The sequence below is a fragment of the Escherichia sp. GZ89 genome, from assembly GCF_019366485.1.
Lineage (GTDB): Bacteria > Pseudomonadota > Gammaproteobacteria > Enterobacterales > Enterobacteriaceae > Escherichia > Escherichia fergusonii.
Genome location: NZ_JAEOHX010000009.1, coordinates 176,321 through 200,810 on the forward strand (window position 1 = coordinate 176,321; position 24,490 = coordinate 200,810).

The following is a 24,490-nucleotide window of genomic DNA, read 5'->3' on the forward strand; positions in this document are numbered from 1 at the left end:
TTTAATCAAAAAGTGATTCAACATCGTTAATCAACTCGCTGGCGGTGATGTCGTCGAGCACGGAGAAAGTGGGTGAGGATTGCTTACCATAGCGATCATAAGGGGCGGTGATTTTTACGCTTTCGACAGGCAGCAGGTCGCTATACCCCGTTTCGCCATAAATTAATGAAAAAGGTTCTGTTTCAAGTTCGAGAGCGCCATAAGGGGTAGATTTGCGCATCGCATAGACGCTGCCGCTTTCTTCCAGAAGTTGCCAGCCTCGGCGCTCTAGCCCGACAATGCGCCCTGCCTGGCAAAGGCGTCCGCTCCAGCGTGTCAGTTCGTGGGTATTCCGTTCATTATCAGCAAGACGATAACTACCACGATCGAGCTGTTGGAAGGGGGGAAGCAGTTCGTAATCAGCGTAAATTGGCCTGAATGCAGCGGCAGATTCAGGGGGGATTTCCAGCATATGCGGAATACCGATGTTTCCTGCTGGTAGCGTGAATAGCTCATCCTGCATATCGCTGTAAGTGCTGTCTTCTGCGACCCGGAAGCAGGCAATCAGCGTGTTTTCCTCAGTATATACCCCCCATAACAGTCGTCGGGTTAAGTGACGTACCAGTGGGTGCTCCACCATGAACAGGCGGAACTGCTCTGTCGTCCAGCGTCTGCGCTGGCACATAGCCTGTTCCAGACGGGTAATTTGCTGGCTGGCGATAGCACGAACGTCTTTTTTCAACTGTTTGAAGAGGTTAACCGCGTCAGTTGCCAGTGTTTTATCATCGCTCTGGTTGGGCTTAGGTAAATCTTTCAGGAGTTTGCCGTTTGCATCGCGCACTACAGGTTTTAAGGTTTCGTCAAAACCAACGGTGAATTTGCGGGGGCCGAAATCCAATGTCAGCGAGCCGTTGATATCAAGCCCTAAATCCGGTGCCAGGCGGTCTTCTAGTTCGGCCATTGTCAGTCCGCGATTTTCGGCGACCATATTGATTTTGTCGCGGGCGTGTTCCTGCAATGCTTTGAATTTAATCTTTTGCGCAATGCCATTAAGCAGCATTAGCGCAATATCGCTACCGATACTGGCTAACACATCCAGCCCAGAAACCGCGCGTTTATGCTGGGATTCACCCGGCCAGGCCCGGATAAGCGGGGTTAGTTTACGCGCGGTGTCGTCATTGCCTAAAATCCCCAGCGAGGTAAATGCCCAGTTTTCTTTTGCGGGAGCGCCAGCTTCCATCCATGCCGTGTAGAGATCCCAGCCAAAGTCAGCCAGTGATTCCCGGGTGAAGGTCTCTTTGATGATCGCCAGCCCAGCGTAGGAGGTAATGTCGCGTGGAAAGCTCAACATTGTGCCGAGATGGCGCATAGCGTCATCGGGCAGAGGAAGGTTGTTACTTTTAAGCCGCGGTCTGCGCCATAAGGTGAACTGATAAAAGCCGGGCAGTGGGGCGATTTTTGCAGGATATTCTTCCAGAGGATCGCTATCAAATAATGTTGCCAGCGCAGCTAAAACATCAGGTTGATTATATCCTTGCGCGATTTTCTCAATCGTTTCTCGCTGGTTTAATTTCACTAGCAGGCGGAGCGCCTGGCGGGTACAATCACGATCTTTTCCTTGTTTACCCAGTGCCACAGGAAGTAGCCCGGCGGCGGCATGGTGTGGGAAGTTAGTCAGCCATTTTCGGGCATCTTCATAAGACATTTTTTTCTGTAATCGCTGCGCCATCGGTAATGCTAATTCGCTGACGCCCAGGAAAAGGGTGAATATCCACAACTGTTGTGGCTTACGTTGCAGACATTTCATAAACGCAGGAATGGCCGCATCACCAAAAATCGCCAGAATTTCTCTCTCGCCGGAGAATTGCTCTTCATTAATTATTTGATTGAGAAAAGAAATAGCATGCTGAGTGGGTAGGAAGCAGAGCGCGTACAACTGCCAGTGTCTGCTTCCTTTATTATGGTATTGCGCAAACTCTGCTTTCAGCGCGGGGAAATCGAAACGTAACAGGGCCTCAACTGCGCTTTGTGGTATTATTTTTTTTTCGTATTGTTCTTCTCCGGTTCTGCTCCATTCCTTAAACCCCAGTCGCCAAAGGATTTGCTGTTCTGGCGTTAAAGGGATGAAAGACGTTTCCCAGCTTTCCTTTTCAATTAGTGGCAGATTGGTAAATAAGGTTTGCTGTGATGCCTGATATTTCGCGATTTCACTGAATCTGGATATGTCAGTGTGACTGATTAACTCTGTAATTCCAGGTGTGATGTCAGTGACGGAAGGGATGGGAAGTACCGGTAAATCAAATACGGGTATTACATTCTTTTTCTTATTTATTGCCCACGGTGGAGCGACAAGCAGTTCTGGCAACATATCCGCAGTGGCATACTCACATTCTTTTGCTACTGACTGAGGACGACATTCAGATAAGATGCCTGCCGCTTTAGCATTAACCCAGGGAATGACGTCGCGTACTAACTCTGGCGTGACGGTAACCAGTTTGACAAGCGCGTTGCGCCACTGTGCATCTTCATGTATTGCCAGCAAAGTAGCATAAGCGGCAATAGCCGCAGCGGGATGTTTTTGGCAGGCTTTGCTTAAGTATTCCAGGTGCTTTTTCTTGCCATTTACACCGAGGATCAGAATTTGAATCGCATCCGGGTGATTCGTTTTCCATAGCCATTTGACAAGATCTTCAGTCTCGCTGATGCGCTCGAAGAGATAAGTGGGATTGTCAGAATGCTCTTCCACAAACTCAGTAAGTATCCGGCTTACACCGCGCCCCCCATTATTTGCCAGCAACATTGCCAGATAAGCGCGAAAATCACGATACAACGGTGGGAAGTCGTATTTTTCTGCTGTAGTCAGAGCTATATCATCGGTTACTACCAGTCTTAACCAGGTTATCGCCAGAACGTTTTGGTCTGCATAGCGTAGAGCCATAGCATTGGCAATATCCGGGCGTTCAGGGAGCAGTAACGCGGCAAAAGGTTGCCGTGCTGGGGATAGCGTCGGAATAGCAGTAAGCACTTTATCCACACAGCGTTGCCACTCATTTTCTGAAGCGAGTGAAAGATGATGGCATAGACGTTGATGCCAGTTCGGTAGCGATTCTGCTTCGTGATCTGGAGGAATAATGGTCGTGACGACGCCTTTTACTGATTTATATTTTAGTTGAAGAGCGAGAAGGGCGATTTCAACGGTAGTTTCCAGACCACAGCGAATGATTAAGTCATCGACCAGTTCATCTGCAGAGTAAGAATTCCAGAAACTCCAGAGCAATGCCGCATCAGATTGCGCACTCCCTGTCTGGTTATTACCCAGAATTCGCATTTGTACCTCAGCAAAAGCCTGCTGCCAGTTTTCTGGATAAGAACGGTAATTGTTGTCGGGGTCATATGCCCTGGTGTTATTCGCGATGCGCTTCCATATTTGACCATCTTTGTGCAGATAATTGATATCTCTGGGGCGAGAGCGATGTGGAAAAGCAAATCGGTTAATATCGTCGGTTAGCGGAATGGCTGCATCATCAGCCAGCCATAGGCGTTTGTTTTTACTCTCAGGTGAAGTTTCAACTTCAGGAGTGACTTTGGTGACGGGGGAGATATGCACGTTTGCCGAAGCGTCTTCCACATAGCCTTTTTTCGTTTTCTCTGCGATAAGCTTCAGTTCCGCTTTTTCCGCTGCTGCAGCATCAGCAAAATTTTTTACCTGGCTTTGCCCTTGGGTACCAACTTTTCCCCAACTGATATGCAACTCGTTACCTTGCTGCTCCACCGCCCAGAATTTATGTGATTTTTCGTCCTGATAGATAAAACTCTTCATCCGCGTTCCCTGTATTTATATCCAGTTATAAGCGGATGCTATCAGTTAATGTAAAAAATTAAGAGCGTTGAACAAACAAGAAAACAACTTTAGGAATTCATAAAGAAAAGGCGCTGTCGATGCAGCGCCTTGAAGGGGGGATTATTTCACCTGATGACCCGGTTTAGCACCGGCATCCGGGCTTAGCAGGAAGATATCTTTCCCGCCAGGACCAGCAGCCATCACCATGCCTTCGGAGATACCGAAGCGCATTTTACGTGGTGCCAGGTTAGCCACCATAATGGTGTGACGACCAATAAGTGCCTGCGGATCCGGGTAAGCAGAACGAATGCCGGAGAAGACATTGCGTTTTTCACCGCCGAGATCCAGTGTCAGGCGCAACAGTTTGTCAGAACCTTCAACAAACTCTGCGTTTTCAATCAGCGCCACGCGCAGGTCAACTTTAGCGAAGTCGTCAAAGGTGATGGTTTCCTGAATGGGATCATCTGCCAGTGGGCCAGTAACTGGCGCGGTAGTGGCTTTCACTTCTTCTTTAGACGCTTCCACCAGTGCTTCAACCTGCTTCATATCGATGCGGTTATACAGCGCCTTGAACGGATTCACTTTATGGCCCAGCAGCGGTTGCTGGATGCCATCCCAGGTTAGTTCTGTATTCAGGAATGCTTCTGCGCGCTCGGTCAGTTTTGGCAGTACCGGCTTCAGGTAAGTCATCAGTACGCGGAACAGGTTAATGCCCATAGAGCAAATCGCCTGCAGGTCAGCATCGCGGCCTTCCTGCTTCGCCACCACCCACGGAGCCTGTTCATCGACATAGCGGTTAGCCAGGTCAGCCAGTGCCATGATTTCGCGCACTGCTTTACCAAATTCACGGCTTTCCCACGCTTCGCCAATCACTTCAGCGGCATCAGTGAAGGTTTTGTACAGTTGCGGGTCAGCCAGTTCGCTTGCCAGCACGCCGTCAAAACGTTTGTTGATAAAGCCCGCGTTACGGGACGCCAGATTAACCACTTTGTTGACGATATCAGCATTCACACGCTGAACGAAATCTTCCAGGTTGAGATCGATATCATCAATGCGCGAAGAGAGTTTCGCAGTGTAGTAGTAGCGCAGGCTGTCAGCGTCAAAATGATTCAGCCAGGTGCTGGCTTTAATAAAGGTGCCGCGAGACTTGGACATCTTCGCGCCGTTCACCGTTACATAGCCGTGAACAAACAGGTTGGTCGGCTTGCGGAAGTTGCTGCCCTCCAGCATGGCTGGCCAGAACAGGCTGTGGAAGTAAACGATATCTTTACCGATAAAGTGGTACAGCTCGGCGGTGGAGTCTTTCTTCCAGTATTCATCGAAGCTTACGGTATCGCCGCGCTTGTCGCACAGATTCTTGAAGGAACCCATGTAGCCAATCGGCGCGTCCAGCCAGACGTAGAAATATTTGCCCGGCGCGTTCGGAATTTCAAAACCGAAGTAAGGCGCATCGCGGGAGATATCCCACTGTTGCAGGCCGGATTCAAACCATTCCTGCATTTTGTTCGCAACCTGCTCCTGCAACGCGCCGCTGCGGGTCCATGCCTGCAACATTTCGCTGAAAGAAGGCAGATCAAAGAAGAAGTGTTCGGAATCACGCATTACCGGCGTAGCGCCAGAAACCACCGATTTCGGTTCGATCAATTCAGTCGGGCTATATGTTGCGCCGCAGACTTCACAGTTATCGCCGTATTGATCCGGTGATTTACATTTCGGGCAGGTGCCTTTCACAAAACGGTCCGGCAGGAACATGCCTTTTTCCGGATCGTACAGTTGAGAGATGGTGCGGTTTATAATAAAACCGTTTTCCTTCAGGCGAGTATAGATAAGCTCAGACAACTGACGGTTCTCTTCACTGTGCGTCGAGTGATAGTTGTCATAGCTGATGTTAAAGCCTGCGAAATCAGTCTGATGCTCCTGACTCATTTCGCCAATCATCTGCTCCGGAGTGATACCAAGCTGCTGAGCTTTCAGCATGATTGGTGTACCGTGGGCATCGTCGGCGCAGATGAAGTTGACCTCGTGGCCGCGCATTCGCTGGTAACGGACCCAGACATCAGCCTGGATGTGCTCCAGCATATGGCCGAGGTGGATTGAGCCGTTAGCGTACGGCAGTGCGCACGTCACCAGAATTTTCTTCGCGACTTGAGTCATAGTAGGCATTACTTCTTTGTAGTGAAAAGGGCTTAGATAGTACCAAATGGGGCATGGTTACGTAAGTCCTGTGCAAGCATCTTATGATGCATTATTAGGTAAGTACTTAGCTGTTAACTTCAGGTAAACTAATAGCGATAAGTTATCTTTATAAATAAGGAGTCGGGATGAACGAACAATCCCAGGCCAAATCACCAGAAGCCCTGCGCGCAATGGTCGCCGGGACACTGGCCAATTTTCAGCACCCAACCCTCAAGCATAACCTCACCACGCTGAAAGCGTTGCACCATGTCGCCTGGATGGACGACACGCTGCATGTGGAACTGGTTATGCCGTTTGTCTGGCATAGCGCGTTCGAAGAGTTAAAAGAGCAATGTAGCGCCGAGTTGCTGCGTATCACCGGGGCGAAAGCTATTGACTGGAAATTGTCGCATAACATCGCCACTCTGAAACGCGTGAAGAATCAGCCGGGTATTAGCGGCGTGAAGAACATTATCGCGGTGAGCTCCGGTAAAGGCGGCGTGGGTAAATCGTCCACGGCGGTAAACCTGGCACTGGCGCTGGCGGCAGAAGGGGCTAAAGTCGGCATTCTGGACGCCGATATCTACGGCCCATCAATCCCAACCATGCTGGGTGCAGAAAATCAGCGTCCGACTTCACCAGACGGCACCCACATGGCGCCGATTATGTCTCATGGCCTGGCAACCAACTCGATTGGTTATCTGGTCACTGATGATAACGCGATGGTGTGGCGTGGCCCGATGGCGAGCAAGGCGTTAATGCAGATGTTGCAGGAAACCTTGTGGCCAGATCTCGACTATCTGGTGCTTGATATGCCGCCAGGCACCGGTGATATCCAGCTGACACTGGCACAGAACATTCCGGTGACCGGGGCAGTAGTGGTCACCACGCCGCAGGATATCGCGCTGATCGATGCGAAAAAAGGCATTGTGATGTTCGAGAAGGTCGAAGTTCCGGTGCTCGGTATTGTCGAGAACATGAGTGTGCATATTTGCAGTAACTGCGGTCACCATGAGCCTATTTTCGGTACCGGTGGTGCAGAGAAACTGGCTGAGAAATATCACACGCAGCTGCTGGGGCAGATGCCGTTACACATCTCCTTACGTGAAGATCTCGATAAAGGCACGCCAACAGTTATCAGCCGTCCGGAGAGCGAATTTACCGCTATCTACCGCCAGCTGGCTGACCGCGTTGCAGCCCAGCTTTATTGGCAGGGAGAAGTGATCCCTGGCGAAATTGCCTTCCGCGCTCTTTGATTTCCTCTCTATTATTCCCACCGCGTCAATGTAATGTTGACGCGGTGTTTCGTTTTGCTGCCTTGCCGGGCGTTAATCCTAAAAATTACGCTGCAAATTGATTGATGAAAAATGACTGAATATTCTCAGTCGTTGGTCGATTAATGGATGTACGACTATAGTTGCTTTTGTATGCAGTTTGCAGAGTGACCATTTTCACTACAGGGATAACGTTAAATGAAGACCCCCTTGCCATTCGGCATTATCGTTCTGGTTTATGGCATCGCTGCGCCAGTCTCCGCTTCTCAAGAAGCTACACTTTCTATTCAAGGCAAAATAAGCCCGCCAACATGCAGTGTTGATGTAGTCAGCAGTCATTTCACGCAAGAATGTGGAAAAATGACACGCCACTTTACCCTACAGCAAAGTGTAATCACTGCGGTGAGAGGCGTCGTGACAGAGGTTTTGGCTGTACCTGAAGATGGAAAACGGAAAATTATCCTTAGCAGTTACGATTAATGCCTCCAAAACTTTCATTTCCTCAATAAGAAATCATTTTGATGAATGATTTCTTATTTTTTATTCATTAAAAAAATAAATAACAAATGAATTTTGTTTTTAACAATAAAGATTAATAATGTTTTCACATTAACATATTTGTTAAATCTATATTGCATTATGTAAATTATTTTAAATCAATAAAACAATGTGTTTACATTGCGGTAACTAACGTGATGTGAGAATTTTGTTTCAAGAGATAAAGATTCTCAAAACCAAAAATTAAATCTACTGAGGAATTAAATATGAAACGTTCAATTATCGCTGCTACCGTTATTTCTGCCGTAGTTATGAGCGCTGGTGTTTTTGCTGCTGATACACAGGATCAAGGCAAGCTGGAAATAAAAGGTAAAATTGTAGGTACAACGTGTGAATTTATTGGTAGTAATAGTGCGGAAATTATTTTGAACGAATTGGGCGCGGATAAAATTAATGGTTTTCCAGCAGGTGGTGTATATGATGGCGTAACCAATAGTACTGCGGTCCCGTTAAAAATAAAATGTGAGGCTAATAAAACACCGCGTATTACCTTTTCTGCAACGCAATTTGATAACAATGATATAACGCTGAATAACGGTGATGCAAAAGGTGTAGGTTTTGCCGTTTACCATGGTGATACTAATACAAAAGTTGATCCGCAAACTGGTGTAAGTCTGGAAAAAAATAGCACGGGTGATTACGAACTTAATTTCCTCGCTCGCTATGCCCGTAATACTGATGCAGCAGTTGAATCGGGTAATGTAAATTCAACATTAACCCTGACCGTTGTTACTGATTAACATCTTTGCCGGCGACTCTCGTCGCCGGCCTTTTTCAAAGGCGCGTGAATATGAAACGTCTAACCACAATAATATTAATTAGCGCAATGTTTCCTGCTCATGCTGGCATTGTTATTTATGGCACACGGGTTATTTACCCGGAAGAAAAAAAAGAAGTTATTGTTCAACTGATGAATCAAAGTGATCATGCATCTTTGGTTCAGTCGTGGATTGATGATGGGAATACGTCCCTGCCACCGGAACAAATTGAAGTTCCGTTTCTGCTGACGCCGCCCGTCGCGCGCGTGCCAGCATCATCCGGGCAGCAGTTGAAAATTAAGAAATTAGCATCGACATTGCCAGCAGATAAAGAAAGCATGTTTTATCTTAATGTTCTGGATATCCCGCCTAATAATCCAGAAAATGATGGCAAAAATGTACTTAAGTTTGCAATGCAAAATCGGATCAAACTTATCTGGCGGCCGAAAAATATCGCACCTGTGAATAAGCTGTCTTTTAATAAACTGGCTGTATATCGTAGTGACAAGCTGGTGACGCTGAAAAATGATACGGCTAACTGGATTACAGTTACAGATGTCAAAGCAGGTAGAGTTAAAATTAATGATCAAACAATTATGCTGGCACCTTTATCAGTGCAAAAAATAAATATGAAATCTGCAGCGGAAAGACAATATGAAGTTACGGTTATTGACGACCACGGCAACTACATCAGCAATAATATCAATGTAAAATAATAGGGGCTGTCTATGCCAGAAATGAAGCCAGTCGCTTTGGCTATCTTAGCTGTCTTGTTTACATTTCAGGCTCAAGCGACCGAAACCTTTGATACCCATTTTTTAATGGGTGGTATGAAAGATAAGAAAGTTACCCATTTCCAGCTTGATCCGAACAAACCAATTCCTGGTGATTATGAGTTGGATATCTATGTTAATAAGCAATGGCGGGGGAAATATAATATCAATATTACTGACGAACCCTCTGAAACCTGTCTGTCAGCAGAAATTATAGCAAATTTAGGTGTTTTGCTGCCAAATTTACAAACAAAACAATCTACGGATTGTGTGCCTTTACGTGAAATCATCAGAAGTGGCAGTTTTGCTTTTGATATTGGTGTATTCAGACTGGATCTTAGCGTGCCCCAGGCTTTTGTTATTGAAGTAGAACCAGGATATGTTTTACCGGAAAATTGGGACCGGGGAATTAATGCGTTTTATACTTCTTATTATTTTAGCCAGTATTACAGCGATTTTAAAAGTGCAGGCAATAACAAAAGTACCTATGCACGTTTCAATAGCGGCATAAATCTGTTGGGCTGGCAGCTGCATTCCGATGCCAGTTTTAACAAAGCCGATAACAGTAGCGGTGAGTGGAAAAGCAACACCTTATATCTGGAGCGTGGATTTGCCTCTACCCTAAGCACCCTGCGGGCAGGTGATATATACACCTCAGCACAAATATTCGATTCGGTACGATTCCGTGGTTTGCATTTGTTTCGCGATATGGCGATGTTACCTAACTCCAAACATAGCTTTACCCCCATAGTGCAAGGTATTGCGCACAGCAACGCCCTGGTGACCATTGAGCAGAACGGATTCGTTGTTTACCAAAAAGAAGTCCCACCAGGTCCATTTGCCATTGCTGATTTACAGCTTGCTGGTGGCGGCGCTGATCTTGATGTTACGGTAAAAGAAGCAGATGGTCAGGTTAACACTTACCTGGTGCCTTTTGCCTCAGTACCCAATATGCTGCAACCTGGCGTTTACAAATATGACATTGCAGCCGGGCGCAGCCATATAGAAGGTGCCAGTGAGCAGGCAGATTTTGCGCAACTTAGCGTTCAGTATGGTTTTAATAATTTGCTCACTCTGTATGGCGGCTCGATGGTAGCCGAACATTACAATGCGTTTACCCTTGGCACTGGCTGGAATACACGAATCGGGGCGATTTCACTGGATGCCACGCAATCGCACAGTAAGCAGGAAAATGGTGACGTCTTTAATGGGCAGAGTTATCAAATTGCGTGGAATAAATATCTGAGTCAGACCTCAACCCGGTTTGGGTTGGCCGCTTATCGCTACTCTTCCAGCGGATACCGTACATTTAACGATCACGTCTGGGCAAATAATAAAGACAGTTATCGTCGTGATGAGAATGATGTTTATGATATTGGTGATTATTACCAGAATGATTTTGGTCGCAAAAATACATTTTCAGCCAATATCAGCCAGTCATTACCAGAAGGTCTTGGATCACTGGCGGTTAGCGCACTATGGCGAGATTATTGGCAACGCAGTGGTGACAGCAAAGATTATCAGTTGAGTTATTCTAATAACTGGAAAAAAAATTAGTTATATTTTTTCTGCCAGCCAAACATACGATGCAGATAGAAAAGCTGAAAAACGCTTTAACTTATTTATCTCAGTGCCATTTGACTGGGGTGATGATATTACCACAACACGGCGGCAGTTGAGTTTATCAAACTCAACCACTTTTGATAATGCGGGTTACACCGCAAATAATACGGGAATTAACGGAGTTGCCGGTGAGCGTGATCAATTTAATTATGGTTTTAATTTTAGCCACCAAAAAGAGGCCCATGAAACGGCGGCAGGTGCAAATATTACCTGGAACGGACCAGCGGCGATTGTAAATGCCAACTACAGTCAGTCATCTAATTATACTCAGATGGGCGGTAGTATTTCTGGTGGGATGGTGGCATGGGCCGGTGGGGTAAATGTGACAAACCGACTCACTGACACGCTGGCGATTATGCAGGCACCTGGCTTACAAGGGGCGTATGTCAATGGGCAAAAATATCGCACTACAGATAAAAACGGCACTGTTATTTACGATAACTTAACGCCATTTCGCGAAAATCATCTGATGCTGGATATTTCACAAAGTTCCAGCGATACAGAGTTAAAGGGAAATCGAAAAATTGTTGCCCCTTATCGTGGTGCGGTTGTGCAGATTAATTTTGAAACTGACCAACGCAAACCCTGGTTTATTAAAGCTAAACGTCATGATGGTTCACCATTGATCTTCGGCTATGAAGTGCTTGATATTCATGGGCATGATGTCGGTGTGGTTGGGCAGGGAAGTCAGTTATTTATTCGAACTAATGAGATACCACCAGAAATCAGTGTCGCTGTAGATAAAGAAAAAGGGCTTTCATGCACCATTACCTTTGATAAGACAATTGATGAAAGCAAGGTTTATATTTGCCGGTAGCAGGTGGGTGATTCTATGAAATTAAAAATATTTATCGCGTTTTTACTGGTACTTATGACACATGGTGTGTCGGCAGGTTGTAGTGGAAATATTACTTACCAGGATTCAATGGTTGTGAATGAATATTTTGTGCTCAACCCTACGCAGAGCGAAGTATTTTCTCATCAATATAATGATATGTCTTGTTCCGGGACAAATACAGTCAGTCCATTGAAACCTTCAGATATTATCGTCGGTTTTTATGATAATAGCGTGAAATTAAAACTGACCATTACCTGGATTGATGGTCAAGATATTAAATTGGATTCAAGTAAGGGAGTTTTTCCTGCAAGCTATAAGGTGACAGTTAGTGAAGTAAGCAGTAGCACAACTGCTAATATTTCTGCTGATTCCTCAAATAGCGTTTTAATTAAGGATATCGCATCGCTCTCCAGTGCGTCGTCAACTTCAAAGAATGATGCATTTTCTGACCTTTTTTGGTGTGTCGTGTTCGGCAAAGGCTGGAATACCTGTATTACAAATTACCGAAACGCACTGGCCAGGGTTGGCGGATTCTATTCCTCAGATTTACGAATAACCTGGAACAGAAAGCAATCTACCTGTAAACCGCAAGACCTGAGCATAACTTTGCCAAATACCACACTTTCTGAGTTGCCTCAGTCAGGAAAAAGTACAACCAGTGCCACTGAAAATATCAAACTGCAGTGCGATAACTTGTTTGGTGAGCGAAAACAATCCACGCGTAAAATGACGGTTTATCTTTATAGTAGTGATTTAATAACCAACAGGAATGATGTTCTGAAAGGTGATGAAAATAACGCTGTTGGATTTGTGCTGGAGTCAGGAACAAAACAGTTAACGATTGGTGTTAATGCAGGTAATGTTAGTGGCATTAGTAGTTTATGGGAAGTTGCTAAAGCAGGATATGTGGGCAGCAATGAAGTGCAGATACCTATTACAGCCAGGTATTATGTTCTTGATAAAAGTAAAGCCAAACCAGGCGACCTTAAAGCAACCGTTATTATCGCAATGAAATATGATTAAAATATCAGGAGTAGTAATATTTTATTCCCCCTCTGGATGAGGGGGATTTTTTTATCGATGGTAAAAAATTTCGCCATCGTAGGCTTTAATAATTTTGCCATCAGTGTCGTTAATCAACACGTAAGCACCGCCCATATAAGTCCAGTGTGTGCCAGCGGCGGGTGCTGGTAAGTTACGCAACTGCCACTGCTTTATGTTGTATTCATTAGTACGGTATAACGCCGGTACGGTATCGCCAGGCTTAAAATGCTTGAAATCAGCAATGAAGCTGCTTAATTCGTATTTTGCAATACCTGAAGTATTGCCTGAACCTGTTGTCGTCGGTGCGGCCCATGCAGCACTTGTTGCCAGCAGTACTGCACCCAGCAACATGTTAGTTTTCACACCCATATTCACTCCACTTTCCGGGTCTTCAAATCAGTCGGGTATCATTTCTGTCATGCATAATCCTGACAAGAAATATTTTGTTAGGATTCTACTGATTGCGTAAAAAGTGTAAACGATAGCACCCACAGGCGGCATAAATTATTTTTATTTTCCCTGCAAGGCTAACAGTTTAGGAATCATCCAGGCCGATTTACATTGGATTATCAAGGCAGTATCCTTGTTATCGAAGCCAAAATTATACGCTAAATAATTTCAGTCGCAGCACATGCAACTTGAACTATGACGAGTATAGCTTCAACGACTCGGGGTGCCCTTCTACGTGAAGGCTGAGAAATACCCGTATCACCTGATCTGGATAATGCCAGCGTAGGGAAGTCAGACACTGCTCGTGTCCCTTCTTTCACGCGGGCAGGAGCTAAAATATGCAGCCTGACCTGCTAAGCCGCAAAACTGCGGCGTTAACATTACAAAAATTTCACACGCTATCGCCACTTACACACTGCATGACCAATGATGTAGTGCAAACTTTTACTGCCAACACTTTGCTGGCGCTAGGTGCTTCCCCCGCAATGGTGATTGAAACAGAAGAAGCCAGCCAGTTTGCTGCTGTTGCCAGTGCATTGTTAATAAATGTTGGCACTCTCACCCAAGCGCGTGCGCACGCAATGCGTGCAGCTGTAGTCCATGCAAAACGGGTAAAAACCCCCTGGACGCTGGACCCGGTAGCTGTTGGTTCGCTTGATTATCGACGCCATTTTTGTACAGAGCTTTTATCACTTAATCCTGATGCAATTCGGGGGAATGCCTCCGAAATCATGGCATTAGCAGGTGTCAGCAATAGTGGGCGCGGTGTTGATAGCACGGATGTGGTAGCGAACGCGTTACCCGCTGCAGTTATGCTGGCTCAGGAAACTGGTGCAGTGGTAGTGGTTACTGGCGAGGTTGATTATGTTACCGATGGACGACGAACTGTCGGCGTTGGCGGCGGTGATCCTTTAATGACCAAGGTTGTGGGAACTGGCTGTGCATTATCGGCGGTTGTCGCTGCCTGTTGTGCGTTACCAGGTGATACGCTGGAAAATGTCGCATCTGCCTGTCACTGGATGAAACAAGCCGGAGAACGCGCCGTCGCCAGAAGTGAAGGGCCTGGCAGTTTTGTTCCCCATTTTCTTGATGCGCTCTGGCAATTGACGCAGGAGGTGCAGGCATGAAACGAATTAACGCTCTGACGATTGCCGGTACTGATCCGAGCGGTGGCGCAGGGATTCAGGCCGATCTTAAAACCTTCTCGGCGCTAGGTGCGTACGGTTGCTCGGTAATCACTGCGCTGGTGGCGCAAAACACTCGTGGCGTGCAATCCGTATATCGCATTGAGCCTGATTTTGTCGCCGCCCAGCTCGATTCGGTGTTCAGCGATGTGCGAATCGACACTACTAAAATCGGTATGCTGGCGGAAACCGATATTGTTGAAGCGGTGGCAGAACGGTTGCAACGTTATCAGATCCAAAACGTGGTACTCGACACCGTTATGCTGGCAAAAAGCGGCGACCCTCTGCTTTCACCTTCGGCGGTTGCCACGCTGCGCAGTCGATTATTGCCACAGGTTTCATTAATAACGCCAAACTTGCCCGAAGCAGCTGCCTTGCTCGACGTGCCACATGCGCGCAACGAACAGGAAATGCTGGAACAAGGACGAGCGCTGTTAGCGATGGGCTGTGGCGCAGTGCTGATGAAAGGCGGTCATCTGGATGATGAGCAAAGCCCGGACTGGCTGTTTACCCGTGAGGGGGAACAACGGTTTACTGCACCGCGCATTATGACCAAAAACACTCACGGCACTGGTTGTACGCTCTCTGCGGCGTTGGCTGCACTACGCCCGCGCCATACAAACTGGGCTGACACCGTACAGGAGGCAAAAAGTTGGCTTTCTGCTGCGTTAGCGCAGGCCGACACGCTGGAAGTGGGGCACGGAATTGGTCCGGTTCACCACTTCCACGCCTGGTGGTAAACACCGTAATATAGCTGCTTTGGATTTTTTTCAGCCTGCTTGTGCTGAAAATGCAGGGATGAAGCCAATGCAGCTATGGATTGCCAGTCGTAAAAGATTTACCGCCTTACTTTGTGCCCTTGGGCTAATTTCCATCGTGGCGATTTATCCCAGCCAGACGGTTAATTTTTTCTATTCCACAGCAATTCAGATCAAAGACTATATTCACTTTTATGGTTACCGCCCGGTCAAATCTTTTTCTATTCGCATTCCTGCCACTTATACCATTCACGGAATAGATGTTTCGCGCTGGCAGGAGCGGATCGACTGGCAGCGGGTGGCAAAAATGCGCGACAACGGTATCCGCTTACAGTTTGCTTTTATCAAGGCGACGGAAGGCGAAAAGCTGGTGGATCCGTATTTTTCGCGTAACTGGCAACTAAGCCGCGAAAATGGCCTGTTGCGTGGGGCGTATCATTATTTTTCCCCGTCGGTATCCGCCTCAGTTCAGGCGCGATTATTTCTGCAAACGGTGGATTTTGCCCACGGCGATCTCCCTGCTGTGCTGGACGTAGAAGAGCGAGGAAAATTATCGGCGAAGGAATTACGCAAGCGGGTAAGTCAGTGGCTAAACATGGTCGAAAAAAGCACAGGAAAAAAGCCGATTATTTATGCAGGCGCGACGTTTTATCACACGAATTTGGCGGGGTATTTCAATGAGTATCCGTGGTGGGTTGCGCACTACTATCAACGTCGTCCGGACAATGACGGCATGGAATGGCGTTTCTGGCAGCATTCCGACCGTGGCCAGGTAGATGGCATTAATGGCCCGGTGGATTTTAATGTGTTTAATGGCACGGTGGAGGAGCTGCAGGGATTCGTTGATGGGATTAAAGAAACGCCTTAAATAACCAGCAGTGATATACTTCCTCCAGACTTCTCGCCTGGAAAAAGACTCATGGAACAAGCGCATACCCAGCTTATCGCCCAGTTGAACGAACGTATTTTAGCGGCGGATAACACGCCGCTTTATATTAAGTTTGCCGAAACGGTGAAAAATGCCGTGCGCAGCGGGGTGCTGGAACATGGAAATATTTTGCCCGGCGAGCGTGATTTAAGTCAGTTAACCGGCGTTTCGCGCATTACGGTTCGCAAGGCGATGCAGGCGCTGGAAGAAGAGGGCGTGGTGACGCGTTCGCGTGGCTACGGTACGCAAATCAACAACATCTTCGAATATTCGCTGAAAGAAGCGCGAGGTTTTTCTCAGCAGGTGGTGTTGCGTGGGAAAAAGCCCGATACGCTGTGGGTTAACAAGCGAGTGGTCAAATGCCCTGAAGAGGTGGCGCAGCAGCTGGCGGTCGAAGCAGGAAGTGATGTCTTTTTGCTTAAGCGTATTCGCTATGTCGATGAAGAAGCGGTATCGATTGAGGAGTCGTGGGTTCCGGCGCATTTAATTCATGATGTTGATGCCATCGGAATTTCTCTTTATGACTATTTCCGCAGCCAGCACATTTACCCACAGCGTACGCGTTCCCGCGTTAGCGCCCGGATGCCGGATGCCGAGTTTCAGTCACATATTCAGTTAGATAGCAAAATACCGGTGCTGGTGATCAAGCAAGTGGCGCTTGACCAACAGCAACGGCCTATTGAGTACAGCATCAGCCACTGTCGCAGCGATCTATACGTTTTTGTGTGTGAGGAGTAGTTCCTCGCGGGTTGGCGCACAATCACCGCCCCGATGCCCAACAACCCACGACGCCACTGCATTGCCCAGCAATACGGCATCCGCCAGAGGCAGACCAGAGGCCAGTCCAGCTAGTACGCCACCTGCATGACTGTCGCCCGCCCCAATGGTGTCTACAACTTGCGTTGGAAATGCCGGGATGCAGCCAGAAGCGTTATTGCTGAAATACCATGCGCCTTCTTTATCCAGACGAACGATCAACGGCGTGGCAAATTTCTCCTGCCATTGTTTGCCAAGTGTTGTTATCTCTGCGGATAAAGCAAAACGTTCGGCGGCAATCTCAGCCTCTTGACGATTGAGTGACACTAAAGGTCGACAGGCCATGATTCGCGCCAGTAATGCATCCGGGATATCGCCAATACGTGGGCCAAAATCGATGAACGGCGTCACGCCTTGCAGACTCTCCAGCCATTCCACTAACAATTCACCGCAGGGCGAGGCCAGTTGATAACCGGAAAAATAGAGCAGGCTGCCAGGCGCAACGGCTAATCGCGCCAGCCATTCGCGATTCCACTGATTTTCTACACCACTGAACGACATAAAGGTGCGTTCGCCATCAGGCTCAACCAGCGCCAGACACCAGCCGTTATCGCCTTCGGCGTTATTGATGAGGCTGATTAATCCCTCTTTCGTCATCCGGTTGCGAATAATCTCCGCCCACACACCCTGGCCGAGCGGCAGGGCATTGCCCGCTTCGATGCCGAGGCGCTTTAACGCCACGGCAATATTCAGTGCGCAGCCACCAACGTTAACGCTCTGCTGTTTCAGTTCGATATCGCACCCGCGCCAGGGCAGGGCGTAGGCGTCGGCGATCACATCAATGACCGCCGCGCCGACAACCATTACCGGCTGACGCGTGGTTAATTCAGGCAGCAACGTGTGTAATCGAGCGCCGCTCATACCGCCTCCCGTTGTTGACGATATTTCGCCAGCGCCGTGGCATAGCGGTTGAAATCAAGCTGATTTACCGCATCCAGTTCTCTCTTACACGCAGGATCGATTGCGTTAACGCCATGCAACGCGCCGCAAATCGCCGTCGCCATGGCGCCGATGGTGTCAGTGTCGCCGCCAAGGTTAGCGCAAAGGACGGCGCAACGGTTCGGATCGGTTTGTGCCAGCTCAACCAGCGCAATGGCGCACGGCACGGACTCAATGGTGCTGGTGCCTGCGCCAACGACCTGATAAAGCTGTTCGCTGGCGGATTCGGTGCCGTCGGCATTGCGCACTATTTTCAGCGCAATCTCCAGACGTGCCGCCAGTGAGGCGCTGAAGGTAGTGATGCGTTTTTGTTGAGCATGTCGCGCAATTGAGGGCAGTGAATCAACAATCGCTGACCAGCTTTCTCCGTCAATGGCACGAGAAATCGCCCATGCGATGACTACCGCCCCCGCAATCGCCAGATCGGATTTATGGGTCGGGCTGGAGGCCAGCGCCACATCATCAATAAAAGAGTCAATATCGCGCGCCGGAAGTAAACAACCTAATGGCGAGACGCGCATTGCCGCGCCGTTGGTCACGCCATTGTTTTCCAGTTCAGCAACAGGTTTACCGTCGCGAATGGCGTTAAGCGCAATCTTCGAAGTTGGGCCAAGCACGTTTTTGTTAAAGGCGTTGAAACGTAGCGCCCAGTCGAGAATATTACGCCCAATCAGATCCGGGTCGATCTCGCCTTCACGTTCCAATAGCGCATCTGCCAGACACAGCGCCATCGAGGTATCGTCGGTAAATTCGGCGCGGTTAAAATAACAGGCCGCGTTATTCTCCTTTGGGCCAGGCAAAAAACGGTCAATCCAGCCAAAGTGTGCTTTGACGCGGGAGCGCGGCCAAAGCTCGGACGGCATACCCATCGCATCCCCTAACGCCTGCCCGTAAAGAGCACCGAGAATACGTTCTGTTTTCATTTAACTTCCCCTTGTGTCAACGCAATATCGCGATCATCGACCTTGATAGCCGTAATTTCGTTGTCGGATTCGCGGAAAAAAATCATGAACAGCACGGCGATAATGGCAATCATCACCGCACCGAAAGTCCACATCCCGGCCCAGTTGAAGGTCAGCCCGTTTACCGGTTCCTGATAAGCAAACATCTTCTCCATCATCACGCCACCAAGACGATAGCCGAGCAAACTGCCGAATCCCTGGCAGCAGAGCGTGATCAGTCCCTGCGCGGCGGTACGCATATGCACGGGGGCTTTTTTATCGACATAGATGTAAGCGGTAACGTAGTAAAAATCGTAACTTACGCCATGTAGCAAAATGCCGAGGAACAGTAACGCGTAGGTGAAATATTCATCCGCACTACCGTAAATAAAGAAGCCATAGCGGATCGCAGCGGTGACCAGACCAAGTAATAATACCTTTTTGATACCAAAGCGTTTGGTGAAAAACGGCAATGCCAGCATAAAAAAGATTTCAGAGAACTGGCCGAGCGTCATCCAGCCGGTGGCATTTTTCATGCCGACTTCAGTCAGATAACCGTTGGCAAAGATGTAATAGAACGCCAGAGGCATCGCAAACAGGAATGAACAGAAGAAAAAGACGAGGAAGTTTTTATCGCGCAGCAGGATCAGCGCATCCAGGCCGAGCATGACTTTAATGTCCATTTTGCCGGTGCTTTTTGGCGGCGTGTCTGGCAGGAACAAGGCAAACGCACCGAGCAATGCGGAGCTTCCGGCGGTAATTAACAGTGGAATATTGGTTGGTGAGATATCGTCATATCCCAGCATCTGAGGCAGGAATCCGCAGACCAGACCAGAGGCAATCCAGCCGATAGTCCCCAGTACACGAATGCGCGGAAAATCACGCTCCACATCCGGGACGTTAGCAAACGCGATGCTGTTAGTCAGCGCAATGGTCGGCATATAGGTCAATGAGTAGGCCAGCAGTAACGGGAAGAACCCGGCAAAAGTAGTCTGTTGCGCAGCGAAATACATCAGCACCGCACCAGCGAACATCAATACCGCCAGCACTTTCTGCGCCGAGAAAAAGCGGTCAGTGATGGAGCCAACCAGAATCGGCGACAGGATCGCCGCAATGGCGGTACAGGCATACGACCAGCCAATTTCTCCGGCACTAAAACCGCTTTTACTTAGCCACAACCACAATGGCACAAACCACGCGCCCCAGATAAACCATTCAACAAACATCATGAACGACAGCTTTGCTGTTGTTTTCATCTTTTAATTCCTTCATGACAGGTAATGTAAGGTACGCGCTGACAATACCACTTAATAATACCTTTTAAATACCTTTGCGGTGAAAACTTGACCGCTGTAACACTTTTTCTGATGAATCGTGCCAACAGAAAACGCTGAAAAAACATCCAGAAGATGGAAAAATTCGCTCGTAACGACCAGGATTATGATTGCCCGCAAAAGGCGGGCCAGGACAATCCATAGCCGATACCCAATCGGAATTTACGGGAGCATAGTAATGACTGATATTGCGCAGTTGCTTGGCAAAGACGCCGACAACCTTTTACAGCACCGTTGTATGACTATTCCTTCTGACCAGCTTTACCTTCCCGGACACGACTACGTAGACCGTGTAATGATCGATAATAATCGCCCCCCCGCAGTACTACGTAATATGCAGACGCTATATAACACCGGGCGTCTGGCTGGCACAGGATATCTTTCTATTCTGCCGGTTGACCAGGGCGTTGAGCACTCTGCCGGAGCTTCATTTGCCGCTAACCCGCTCTACTTTGACCCGAAAAACATTGTTGAACTGGCGATCGAAGCGGGCTGTAACTGTGTGGCGTCAACCTACGGCGTGCTGGCATCGGTATCGCGGCGTTACGCGCATCGCATTCCATTCCTCGTTAAACTTAATCACAACGAGACGCTAAGTTACCCGAATACCTACGATCAAACGCTGTATGCCAGCGTGGAGCAGGCGTTCAACATGGGCGCGGTGGCGGTTGGGGCGACTATCTATTTTGGCTCGGAAGAGTCACGTCGCCAGATTGAAGAAATTTCTGCGGCCTTTGAACGCGCGCATGAGCTGGGCATGGTGACCGTGCTGTGGGCCTATTTGCGTAACTCCGCCTTTAAGAAAGATGGCGTTGATTACCATGTTTCCGCCGACCTGACAGGTCAGGCGAACCATCTGGCGGCAACCATAGGTGCAGATATCGTCAAACAAAAAATGGCGGAAAATAACGGCGGTTATAAAGCGATTAATTACGGTTATACCGACGATCGCGTGTACAGCAAGTTGACCAGCGAAAACCCGATTGATCTGGTGCGTTATCAGTTAGCTAACTGCTATATGGGGCGTGCCGGGCTTATCAACTCAGGTGGGGCGGCAGGCGGAGAAACTGACCTTAGTGATGCGGTGCGTACTGCGGTAATTAATAAACGCGCAGGCGGTATGGGGCTGATTCTGGGGCGGAAAGCATTTAAGAAATCAATGGCTGATGGCGTGAAATTGATTAACGCTGTGCAGGACGTTTATCTCGATAACAAAGTCACTATCGCCTGATGTGAAATCATCCTCTCCCATGCGGGAGAGGATGAGTGATTGATGCGCTACGTTTGTCAGGTGATATTCAGTGCTTTCTCAGTAACCGGTGCAGAACTGAATCCTGGCTGCTCAACGCGAATGAATGCGCAAAGGATAAACGCCAATAGATACAATGCTGTATAGGCAATGACCACACCGATAGTACTAAACCACGGTAATAAAACCACGGCAATTGCCGGAGCCAGGAAGTTAGACATACCCGCAGAGAGGTTGTAAACCGAGATTGCAGCACCTTTGTGTTTTGGTTCCAGTGCCGGGAAGACAGCGGCCATCGGTACAAATGCAGCAACAAAAGTTCCCAGAGCAATCGCCGGAATCATTGCCATCCAGTAGTTGTGACCAAAGTATTGCGGCATATAGTAAAACGCTAAACTTGATGCTGCCATCCCGAGGCAACCAAACCAGCGAATAACACGCATCCAGCCCATTTTTTCTGCAACAATTCCCCAAAAAATATTAGAGAAAATAGTGGTAAAGAAAAATGCCGCCCAGACCTGCAACCATTCAGACGTGGTGAATCCCAGTTCATCCACAAACATCATTGGCATAATGACCGCAAAACCGAATAACGATAAGGTATTTATAATACGTACAATACTGGAGAGAAAAATATTGCGGTTGGTATAAAGTAACGTTACTGCCCGGCTTAATTCCGCAAACTTCTCACGGGGCGTTAAATTATGCATATGATCTGGTGTTTTAACATGACGCAAGGAGATCATAGCAATGACACCGCCAGCAAAGCAGAAGGCCAGCGCCAGCCATAACGTTCCCATTTCACCTATAGCCGGAATGGTAAAACTGGGAATATAACTGCCAGCAACACCGATCCCTACTGAATATACCGCCCAGTACCAACCCAGAGCAGAACTGGAATTTTCGCTACGCACGTTATGAATAATAACGACGATAAATGAGTAGAGAAATAGCGGATACGCTAAACCACGAATCCCGTAAAACAGCAGGATTAACCCATAGTTTGCCTGTCCTAATCCAAAGACCAGAAACAGCACGTGGAATACGCACCATAGGACAAAACCAATCAGCATGGTTTTTTGCGGCGTGATGATTTCCGCTACTACCCCAGAAACCCAGGCGGAAAGGGCAGCCGCCAGGCCGTAGAGCGTAAAGGCAAAAGAGGCTTCCGCAGGTGTGAAGCCTAACGATTTAATATAGTGCGATAAGAATGCGAGTTCGAAACCATCACCAGTCATAAATACTGCGATGGCGATATATCCCCATATCAGATGCAGTGGCAAACCCAACCACTGTTTATTATTTCTGGACATATAAACCTCGTTTTTAGGGTGCAGATGAATGCACTCCGGGATATTACCGGAGTGAGTCGTTATTATTGATTGCCTGAAAACAGCGTCAGGCGGCTGGTTAATTAATCTCTGAGTAATTTTGCAGTATGCTGCAACTGCTTATAGGCCTCATATCGACGATAATGAAGAGATTGATAGCGTTCTTGCGGGTAATAATATTTATCCACATGGGTGAATTGTTGCATTGCTTCGCCAACAGAAGGTGCAATATTTCCGGCGACAGCACCAAGAATGGCCGAGCCTAATAAAACCGGTTCGCAGCATTGCGTGGTAATAACCGGAAGGCCGCAGGTATCTGCCAAAATTTGTCGTACCAGTGGATGCTGCCCGGCACCGCCGCTAATAACGATATTTTTACTCACTACCCCCTGCGCTGTTTGAGCGTCGAGAATTTGGCGCAGACCATAACCAATTCCGCATAATCCAGCGATATACAAGGCGAGTAAATTATCCAGATCTCGCTCCATACCCAGGCCACAAATTATCGCTCTGGCATGAGGATCTGCGAAGGGGGCGCGATTTCCGAGAAATTCCGGCACCACGTGTAGCCCTTTTGCCAGGGTGACAGCATCTGATGGTTGCGCCGTTTTTTCGAGGATTCGATCAGCAAGCCAGACGGGGAGAGGCTGATTCACTCGTTGTGCCATTTCGCGAGCTTCTTCAACTGCCGGATGGAAATCCAGTAGCTGGTCAATAGCCGCTCCCGCAGCACTTTGCCCGCCTTCAACTAACCACAGCCCTGGAACCATCGCACTGTAATATGGCCCCCAGACACCCGGTACAAACGAGGGAGAAGTGGTAGATGCCATGGTGCATGAAGAAGTGCCGAAAACATACGCGAGATTGTTCAGCGCTCCACCTTCTACGCCAACCGTACCGATGCCACCAGCGTGAGCATCAATTAACCCCACAGCGACAGGTGTGCCGGGGAGTAATCCCATCTCTGCTGCGGCTTGTGCTGTTAAACCATTTCCACAAGGAGTTCCGGGAGAAACAATATGATGACCAATGCGAATAAAATCTTCATCCGCTAACTCTGCAAGGCCAATGGTGCGGAAGTAATCTGGATCCCAGCGATTTTCATGCGCCAGCCACGTCCATTTACAGGTAACAGTGCATACAGAACGCGCTAAATCACCGGTAGCCCGCCAGGTGAGAAAATCGGCCAGATCGAAAAATTGTCCGGCACGTTCGTAGATCTCAGGCATATTTTCTTTCAGCCAGAGAATTTTCGGTGTTTCCATTTCAGGCGAAATTTTACCACCTACGTAGTTCAGCACCGGATGATGAGTGGCATTGATTCGCTCTGCTTGTTCGGTGGCGCGGTGATCCATCCACACAATGATATTTTGCTTTGCATCGCTTTCCGGGCTGACAGGCAATGGACCACCGTTTTTATCCAGAACCACCAGAGAACAGGTGGCATCAAAACCGATGCCTGCCACACTTTGTGCACAAACGTCTGCCAGAGTGAGCGCATTACGAATACATGAACAGACCGCCTGCCAGATCTCCTGGCTGGATTGTTCCACGCGGCTTCCGCTGCGCCGTGTAGTCGTGATTTTTTCTGTGGCATGGGATAGCAGAGATCCGTTGAGATCAAAAATCCCGGCGCGGACACTGCCTGATCCCACATCAACACCAATAACGGTTTTGGTTATTGTCATGATTGCGCC

18 protein-coding genes, 1 pseudogene and 1 riboswitch are annotated in these 24,490 nt (G+C 48.2%); of the genes and pseudogenes, 11 read left to right on the forward strand and 8 right to left on the reverse strand.

Annotated elements, in window-relative coordinates:
* Position 1: 1 nt before the first annotated feature.
* Positions 2–3,799 (reverse strand): DUF4132 domain-containing protein, encoded by a 3,798-nt coding sequence (locus K0335_RS15605; RefSeq protein ID WP_219393910.1) that lies wholly within the window; start codon positions 3,797–3,799, stop codon positions 2–4.
* Positions 3,800–3,940: 141 nt separating this feature from the next.
* Positions 3,941–5,974 (reverse strand): methionine--tRNA ligase, encoded by a 2,034-nt coding sequence (metG, locus tag K0335_RS15610; RefSeq protein WP_219393920.1) that lies wholly within the window; start codon positions 5,972–5,974, stop codon positions 3,941–3,943.
* Between the two features lie 167 nt (positions 5,975–6,141).
* Between metG and apbC the strand changes: the two genes are divergently transcribed.
* From apbC to K0335_RS15640, 6 genes and pseudogenes are all read left to right on the forward strand, one after another.
* A complete protein-coding gene (gene apbC, locus K0335_RS15615) occupies positions 6,142–7,251 on the forward strand; it encodes an iron-sulfur cluster carrier protein ApbC (RefSeq protein ID WP_104919435.1) in 1,110 nt (369 codons plus the stop codon).
* Between the two features lie 216 nt (positions 7,252–7,467).
* Complete coding sequence (locus K0335_RS15620) at positions 7,468–7,749, forward strand: DUF2574 family protein (RefSeq protein WP_160194121.1); 282 nt, start codon at positions 7,468–7,470, stop codon at positions 7,747–7,749.
* A 284-nt stretch (positions 7,750–8,033) separates the two neighbouring features.
* The gene (gene yehD / locus K0335_RS15625) at positions 8,034–8,567 is read left to right on the forward strand and encodes a fimbrial protein YehD (RefSeq protein WP_219393912.1); all 534 of its coding nucleotides are present in this window, start codon (positions 8,034–8,036) and stop codon (positions 8,565–8,567) included.
* Positions 8,568–8,617: 50 nt separating this feature from the next.
* Positions 8,618–9,301, forward strand: coding sequence for a fimbria/pilus periplasmic chaperone (locus tag K0335_RS15630; RefSeq protein WP_046076684.1), 684 nt, complete (start codon positions 8,618–8,620; stop codon positions 9,299–9,301).
* Positions 9,302–9,313: 12 nt separating this feature from the next.
* Positions 9,314–11,798, forward strand: a pseudogene (locus K0335_RS15635) (fimbrial biogenesis outer membrane usher protein).
* A 15-nt stretch (positions 11,799–11,813) separates the two neighbouring features.
* Entirely contained in the window at positions 11,814–12,842 is a 1,029-nt protein-coding gene (locus tag K0335_RS15640; protein WP_104919438.1) for a putative fimbrial-like adhesin protein, read from the forward strand.
* A gap of 51 nt (positions 12,843–12,893) precedes the next feature.
* Here K0335_RS15640 and rcnB read toward each other — a convergent pair whose 3' ends face one another.
* Positions 12,894–13,232, reverse strand: a complete 339-nt coding sequence (gene rcnB, locus K0335_RS15645; RefSeq protein WP_002432367.1) for a Ni(II)/Co(II) efflux transporter accessory subunit RcnB — start codon at positions 13,230–13,232, stop codon at positions 12,894–12,896.
* A gap of 290 nt (positions 13,233–13,522) precedes the next feature.
* A riboswitch (TPP riboswitch) is annotated at positions 13,523–13,619 on the forward strand.
* A gap of 32 nt (positions 13,620–13,651) precedes the next feature.
* On the opposite strand from rcnB, the gene thiM reads away from it, so the two are divergent.
* The 4 genes from thiM (at position 13,652) to K0335_RS15665 (ending at position 16,921) form a co-directional block, all read left to right on the forward strand.
* Complete coding sequence (gene thiM, locus K0335_RS15650) at positions 13,652–14,440, forward strand: hydroxyethylthiazole kinase (protein ID WP_001182181.1); 789 nt, start codon at positions 13,652–13,654, stop codon at positions 14,438–14,440.
* A complete protein-coding gene (gene thiD / locus K0335_RS15655; RefSeq protein ID WP_000822287.1) occupies positions 14,437–15,237 on the forward strand; it encodes a bifunctional hydroxymethylpyrimidine kinase/phosphomethylpyrimidine kinase in 801 nt (266 codons plus the stop codon). The genes thiM and thiD overlap by 4 nt, the downstream gene beginning before the upstream one ends.
* A gap of 67 nt (positions 15,238–15,304) precedes the next feature.
* Positions 15,305–16,123: a glycoside hydrolase family 25 protein gene (locus tag K0335_RS15660; RefSeq protein ID WP_104919439.1), complete on the forward strand. Its 819-nt coding sequence runs from the start codon at positions 15,305–15,307 to the stop codon at positions 16,121–16,123.
* 51 nt (positions 16,124–16,174) lie between these two features.
* Complete coding sequence (locus K0335_RS15665) at positions 16,175–16,921, forward strand: GntR family transcriptional regulator (protein WP_000434038.1); 747 nt, start codon at positions 16,175–16,177, stop codon at positions 16,919–16,921.
* Here the strand turns inward: K0335_RS15665 and K0335_RS15670 are convergent.
* Genes K0335_RS15670 through K0335_RS15680 form a run of 3 tightly spaced genes read right to left on the reverse strand, consistent with a single transcriptional unit; the run spans position 16,895 to position 20,135 of the window.
* Positions 16,895–17,860 (reverse strand): carbohydrate kinase family protein, encoded by a 966-nt coding sequence (locus tag K0335_RS15670; RefSeq protein WP_104919440.1) that lies wholly within the window; start codon positions 17,858–17,860, stop codon positions 16,895–16,897. The two genes, K0335_RS15665 and K0335_RS15670, sit on opposite strands and share 27 nt — an antisense overlap.
* Positions 17,857–18,861: an ADP-ribosylglycohydrolase family protein gene (locus K0335_RS15675; protein ID WP_104919441.1), complete on the reverse strand. Its 1,005-nt coding sequence runs from the start codon at positions 18,859–18,861 to the stop codon at positions 17,857–17,859. The genes K0335_RS15670 and K0335_RS15675 overlap by 4 nt, the downstream gene beginning before the upstream one ends.
* Positions 18,858–20,135, reverse strand: a complete 1,278-nt coding sequence (locus K0335_RS15680) for a nucleoside permease (protein ID WP_000858510.1) — start codon at positions 20,133–20,135, stop codon at positions 18,858–18,860. The genes K0335_RS15675 and K0335_RS15680 overlap by 4 nt, the downstream gene beginning before the upstream one ends.
* Positions 20,136–20,391: 256 nt before the next feature.
* On the opposite strand from K0335_RS15680, the gene fbaB reads away from it, so the two are divergent.
* Positions 20,392–21,444 carry a class I fructose-bisphosphate aldolase gene (gene fbaB / locus K0335_RS15685; protein ID WP_000129550.1) on the forward strand — a complete coding sequence of 351 codons (1,053 nt, stop codon included), beginning with the start codon at positions 20,392–20,394 and terminating at the stop codon, positions 21,442–21,444.
* A gap of 56 nt (positions 21,445–21,500) precedes the next feature.
* Here fbaB and K0335_RS15690 read toward each other — a convergent pair whose 3' ends face one another.
* Together K0335_RS15690 and K0335_RS15695 are read right to left on the reverse strand one after the other, a co-directional pair.
* On the reverse strand, positions 21,501–22,775 hold the full coding sequence (locus K0335_RS15690; protein WP_046076679.1) for an RbtT/DalT/CsbX family MFS transporter: 1,275 nt from the start codon (positions 22,773–22,775) through the stop codon (positions 21,501–21,503).
* Positions 22,776–22,876: 101 nt separating this feature from the next.
* Positions 22,877–24,481: an FGGY family pentulose kinase gene (locus tag K0335_RS15695; protein ID WP_104919444.1), complete on the reverse strand. Its 1,605-nt coding sequence runs from the start codon at positions 24,479–24,481 to the stop codon at positions 22,877–22,879.
* Positions 24,482–24,490 lie beyond the last annotated feature (9 nt).

Coding starts and splice junctions, on each gene's coding strand:
- metG (WP_219393920.1), bottom strand. CDS start 5,974: ATGACTCAAGTCGCGAAGAAAATTCTGGTGACGTGCGCACTGCCGTAC.
- K0335_RS15695 (WP_104919444.1), bottom strand. CDS start 24,481: ATGACAATAACCAAAACCGTTATTGGTGTTGATGTGGGATCAGGCAGT.
- K0335_RS15670 (WP_104919440.1), bottom strand. CDS start 17,860: ATGAGCGGCGCTCGATTACACACGTTGCTGCCTGAATTAACCACGCGT.
- K0335_RS15605 (WP_219393910.1), bottom strand. CDS start 3,799: ATGAAGAGTTTTATCTATCAGGACGAAAAATCACATAAATTCTGGGCG.
- yehD (WP_219393912.1), top strand. CDS start 8,034: ATGAAACGTTCAATTATCGCTGCTACCGTTATTTCTGCCGTAGTTATG.
- apbC (WP_104919435.1), top strand. CDS start 6,142: ATGAACGAACAATCCCAGGCCAAATCACCAGAAGCCCTGCGCGCAATG.
- rcnB (WP_002432367.1), bottom strand. CDS start 13,232: ATGGGTGTGAAAACTAACATGTTGCTGGGTGCAGTACTGCTGGCAACA.
- K0335_RS15620 (WP_160194121.1), top strand. CDS start 7,468: ATGAAGACCCCCTTGCCATTCGGCATTATCGTTCTGGTTTATGGCATC.
- thiD (WP_000822287.1), top strand. CDS start 14,437: ATGAAACGAATTAACGCTCTGACGATTGCCGGTACTGATCCGAGCGGT.
- K0335_RS15690 (WP_046076679.1), bottom strand. CDS start 22,775: ATGTCCAGAAATAATAAACAGTGGTTGGGTTTGCCACTGCATCTGATA.
- K0335_RS15680 (WP_000858510.1), bottom strand. CDS start 20,135: ATGAAAACAACAGCAAAGCTGTCGTTCATGATGTTTGTTGAATGGTTT.
- K0335_RS15640 (WP_104919438.1), top strand. CDS start 11,814: ATGAAATTAAAAATATTTATCGCGTTTTTACTGGTACTTATGACACAT.
- K0335_RS15660 (WP_104919439.1), top strand. CDS start 15,305: ATGCAGCTATGGATTGCCAGTCGTAAAAGATTTACCGCCTTACTTTGT.
- K0335_RS15630 (WP_046076684.1), top strand. CDS start 8,618: ATGAAACGTCTAACCACAATAATATTAATTAGCGCAATGTTTCCTGCT.
- K0335_RS15665 (WP_000434038.1), top strand. CDS start 16,175: ATGGAACAAGCGCATACCCAGCTTATCGCCCAGTTGAACGAACGTATT.
- thiM (WP_001182181.1), top strand. CDS start 13,652: ATGCAGCCTGACCTGCTAAGCCGCAAAACTGCGGCGTTAACATTACAA.
- fbaB (WP_000129550.1), top strand. CDS start 20,392: ATGACTGATATTGCGCAGTTGCTTGGCAAAGACGCCGACAACCTTTTA.
- K0335_RS15675 (WP_104919441.1), bottom strand. CDS start 18,861: ATGAAAACAGAACGTATTCTCGGTGCTCTTTACGGGCAGGCGTTAGGG.